This window comes from Promicromonospora kroppenstedtii DSM 19349, from assembly GCF_000515355.1.
In the GTDB taxonomy this organism is placed as follows: domain Bacteria; phylum Actinomycetota; class Actinomycetes; order Actinomycetales; family Cellulomonadaceae; genus Promicromonospora; species Promicromonospora kroppenstedtii.
Map to the genome: position 1 here is coordinate 9,139 of NZ_KI911633.1, position 3,686 is coordinate 12,824.

Annotated in this window: 2 protein-coding genes and 1 pseudogene; all 3 read left to right on the forward strand. The window is 71.4% G+C overall.

Annotated elements, in window-relative coordinates:
* On the forward strand, nt 1-1,165 hold a 1,165-nt coding region (locus PROKR_RS06240; protein ID WP_169736338.1), incomplete at its 5' end, for a polysaccharide pyruvyl transferase family protein.
* A 184-nt stretch (nt 1,166-1,349) separates the two neighbouring features.
* The gene (locus tag PROKR_RS06245) at nt 1,350-3,416 is read left to right on the forward strand and encodes an acyltransferase family protein (RefSeq protein ID WP_169736339.1); all 2,067 of its coding nucleotides are present in this window, start codon (nt 1,350-1,352) and stop codon (nt 3,414-3,416) included.
* Between the two features lie 120 nt (nt 3,417-3,536).
* A pseudogene (locus PROKR_RS31400) lies at nt 3,537-3,686 on the forward strand (UDP-glucose 6-dehydrogenase); the annotation flags it as partial.

The window sequence follows — 3,686 nt, forward strand, 5'->3', positions numbered from 1 at the left end:
CGCCGACCCCGGGCGGCGCGCCGCCGCGCGGATGCTGGAGCAGCTCAGGACGGCCGCGCGCGGCCGGGAGCTCGGTGCCGCCGACCTCACCGGCAGCATCGCCCATGTCGCCTTCTACCCGGGGCCCTCCGGCAACTTCGGCGACGTCGCCCTGCCCGTCGCGGTCCGGGACGCGATCGAGACCGCCACAGGGACGCCGGACCTCACCTGGCACCCGTACCACGCCCACCAGGTCGTCGACGACGTGGCCGTCGAGCAGCTCAACGCGCACCGCGCCGTCGTCGTGGGCGGCGGCGGCCTGTTCCTGCCCGACACGTCGCCCAACGGCAGCTCGGGCTGGCAGTGGAACGTCGACAACGCCCACCTGGGCGGCATCACGGCCCCGCTCGCCGTGTTCGCGGTGGGCTACAATCTCTTCCCGGGGCAGACGTTCAAGAACAGCCTCTTCCAGGAGAGCCTGGCGAAGCTCACCGAGAAGGCCCTGTTCCTGGGCCTACGCAACCACGGGTCGATCGACCGGGTGCGGTCCTTCCTGCCGCCCTCGCTCCACGACCGGGTGCGCTACGTCCCGTGCCCGACGACGCTCCTGTCGCGGATCCACCCCGTGGGCTCTCCGGCGACCGGGAGCGGCCGGGTGCTGCTCAACGCGGCCTTCGACCGCAGCTCACGGCGGTACGGGGAGAACTACCAGGACTTCCTGGCGGAGACGGCCCGGTTCGTCGACGCCGTGCGGGCCGGCGGGGCGGACGTCGCCTTCGCCGCGCACCTCGCGAGCGACGAGCGGCTGGTCGAGGACCTGCGCACCGGGTTCGACCGCGAGCTGCCGGTGGAGCGGCTCTACGCCGGGACCCTGGACGAGAGCCTCGTGGTGTACCGCGACGCGAGCCTGGTGGTCGGCATGCGCGGCCACGCGACCATGATCCCCTTCGGCCTGGGCACGCCGGTCCTGGGCATCGTCACCCACCCCAAGATGCGATACTTCCTCGATGACATAGGTCGCCCCGCCTGGGCCTACGAGGCGGACCTGCCGGATCTCGGCGAGCGGCTGGCCGAGCATGCGCTCGACGTCGTCGCCCGGGAGGACGAGGTACGCCGCGAGGTGCTCGGGCTGCAGGACGGGCTCGTCGAACCGGTCTTCGCCGCCGCGTGCGACATCCTCGGCTGAGCCCGGGAACGTCCCTCGAGCACCCTGCCGGGACCGCCGGTTCCCGCCCGGCTCCGTACGATGCAGGTGGGGAATCGAACCAGATCTCCGTTGGTATGCTCGCAGCCGCCGAGACCCGTACGGCCCTCTCCCCGGCGGCAAAGAGTCGAAGGCTCAGCGCTCCGCGCGAGCCGAAAGGTATTACGTGACCGATCGTATGAAGGCCGCCCGAGGCGTGCGAGGAGACATCCAGGCGCTCCGCGCGTTCGCAGTGATGGCGGTGGTGCTCTACCACCTCTGGCCGGCGCAGGTACCCGGCGGCTACATCGGCGTCGACGCCTTCTTCGTGATCTCCGGATTCCTCATCACATCGCACCTGCTGCGTGAGGTGGACCGGACCGGGAAGGTGGACCTGCCCCAGTTCTGGGCCCGCCGCGTCCGGCGCCTGCTGCCCGCGTCGATGCTGGTGGCCGTGGTCTCGGCGGTCGCCGTGCTGCTGGTCGTGCCGCGTGAGCTGTGGCAGACGTTCCTCCAGGACACGATCGCGGCCATCGTCTACGTGCTGAACTGGGCGCTCGCCGCGCAGGCGGTCGACTACCTGGCCGCCGAGAGCGCCGCGTCGCCCGTCCAGCACTACTGGTCGCTGAGCGTCGAGGAGCAGTTCTACCTGGTCTGGCCGCTGCTGATCGTCGGCGCCACCTGGCTCGCCGTCCGCACCGGGCGGTCCCGCCGCTCGGCCGTCTTCGGCGTGCTGGTGGTGGTGACCGTCGCGTCGCTGGTCTACGGCATCGTGCTGACCTTCACGGACCCGGCGGCCGCCTACTTCGTCACGCCGACCCGCGCCTGGCAGTTCGGCGCCGGCGCGCTCCTCGCCTTCGTCAGCACCACCCTGGCCAACCGGGGCGGGCTCTCGGCGATCGTGTCGTGGACCGGCATGGCCGCGCTGGTCGTGTCGGTCTTCGCCTACGGCAGCGCCACCCCGTTCCCCGGATATGCCGCCCTGCTGCCCGTCGCCGGCGTCCTGCTGGTCGTGGCGGCCGGCGAGTCGAACCACCCGCTGGCCCCGACGCGCCTGTACAACCTGGCGCCGGTGCGCTGGCTGGGCGACAACTCCTACTCGATCTACCTGTGGCACTGGCCACCCATCGTGATCCTGCCGTACGTCATCGGCCATGACCTCGGCTGGCGGACCAAGCTCGCGATCCTCGCCGCGACGCTGGTCCTGGCCTGGCTGACCAAGCTGTACGTCGAGGACCCGGTCCGCCGGGCCCCGGCCCTCGCGGGGCGCCGTCCGCGCGTGACCTACGCCGTGCTGGTCGGTGCCACGGTGGTGGCCCTGGTGGCCCCGGTCGCGGGTGTCCAGGTCATCAACGCCCAGGAGCGCGAGAGCCAGCAGATCGCGAACGAGGCGATCGGCACGGACTGCTTCGGCGCCGCGGCGATCCAGGCGGACGGCACCCTCTGCGCACCCGACTCGATCACGGAGATCGTGCCCGAGCCCGCGGTGGCCGAGGACGACCTGCCGCCCGTCTACACCGACGAGTGCCGCGTCCAGCCCGAGGGCGAGGGCGTGCGCGAATGCGTGCTCGGCGACCCGGAGGGCGACCGCTCCATCGCCATGGTGGGCGACTCCCACCTGGCCCAGTGGACGACGCCGATGTCCGAGATCGCCAAGGCCAACGGCTGGCGCATCACGCTGTTCTTCAAGGGTGCGTGCCCGTTCACGGCGGCGGTCGGGAACCTCGACTCCACCTTCGACGAGACCACCTGTATCGCCTGGAACGCCGAGGTCACCGACCGGATCCTGACCGGCGGCTACGACGCCGTGGTCACGTCCGCCCGGGCCGGCTACACGTTCGACGACGCCTCCGGGAAGAAGGACCGGGGCACCGCGGTCGGCGGCTTCCGCGACCGCTGGGCAGAGTTCACCGCGGCTGGTCTGCCCGTCGCCGTCCTCGCCGACACCCCGCGCATGCCGGACGAGGCACGCGAGTGCGTCACGACGTCGTCGGACCCCGCCGCGTGCGGCGTGGAGCGCGCCGAGGCGTTCTCCCTGCCCGAGTACTTCCACGCGGCCGCGCGCGACATGGACGGCGTGACCCTCGTCGACCTGAGCGACCGCTTCTGCACCGAGGAGCACTGCCCCGCCGTCGTCGGGTCGGTGTTCGTCTACCGGGACGGGAGCAGCCACGTGACCGACACGTTCGCCAGGACACTCCAACCGTGGTTGGAGGAGCGGCTGCGGCCCTTCACCACCGCCGTGGGTGGCTGACCTGGTTCCGACCGCAAGGCACCGCGCTTTGATCCGGTGCACCGCCCGCCTAGCATCGCGACAGGGCAACGCTCCCGGAGGCACCGGGCTGCCCCGTCGCAGAAATCGAAGGGATTCGTCGTGAAGATCGCTGTTGTCGGTACGGGGTATGTCGGGTTGTCGAACGCGGTGCTGCTCTCCCAGCACCACGAGGTGTTCGCGCTGGACGTGGACCCCGTCAAGGTCGCGCTGGTCAACGACCGCAAGTCACCGATCGTGGACGCGGAGCTG